2 protein-coding genes are annotated in these 616 nt (G+C 54.7%); both read left to right on the forward strand.

What is annotated here, in order from left to right:
* Window positions 1–165 precede the first annotated feature (165 nt).
* Window positions 166–501, forward strand: a complete 336-nt coding sequence (locus tag J0A66_RS21515) for a terminase gpA endonuclease subunit (RefSeq protein ID WP_072024360.1) — start codon at window positions 166–168, stop codon at window positions 499–501.
* A 47-nt stretch (window positions 502–548) separates the two neighbouring features.
* The coding region (gpW, locus tag J0A66_RS23880) for a gpW family head-tail joining protein (protein WP_369127387.1) at window positions 549–616 on the forward strand (68 nt) is incomplete at its 3' end.

The raw sequence follows: 616 nt of genomic DNA on the forward strand, positions 1-616 counted from the left end.
GAACGCTCGAAAAAACATGGGCTGTTCCGGGTGATCCCCATTAAAGGGGCATCCGTCTACGGAAAGCCGGTGGCCAGCATGCCACGTAAGCGAAACAAAAACGGGGTTTACCTTACCGAAATCGGTACGGATACCGCGAAAGAGTAGATTTATAACCGCTTCACACTGACGCCGGAAGGGGATGAACCGCTTCCCGGTGCCGTTCACTTCCCGAATAACCCGGATATTTTTGATCTGACCGAAGCGCAGCAGCTGACTGCTGAAGAGCAGGTCGAAAAATGGGTGGATGGCAGGAAAAAAATACTGTGGGACAGCAAAAAGCGACGCAATGAGGCACTCGACTGCTTCGTTTATGCGCTGGCGGCGCTGCGCATCAGTATTTCCCGCTGGCAGCTGGATCTCAGTGCGCTGCTGGCGAGCCTGCAGGAAGAGGATGGTGCAGCAACCAACAAGAAAACACTGGCAGATTACGCCCGTGCCTTATCCGGAGAGGATGAATGACGCGACAGGAAGAACTTGCCGCTGCCCGTGCGGCACTGCATGACCTGATGACAGGTAAACGGGTGGCAACAGTACAGAAAGACGGACGAAGGGTGGAGTTTACGGCCACTTCCGT

The sequence above is a fragment of the Bowmanella dokdonensis genome, from assembly GCF_017254865.1.
Taxonomy (GTDB): Bacteria; Pseudomonadota; Gammaproteobacteria; order Enterobacterales; family Alteromonadaceae; genus Bowmanella; species Bowmanella dokdonensis.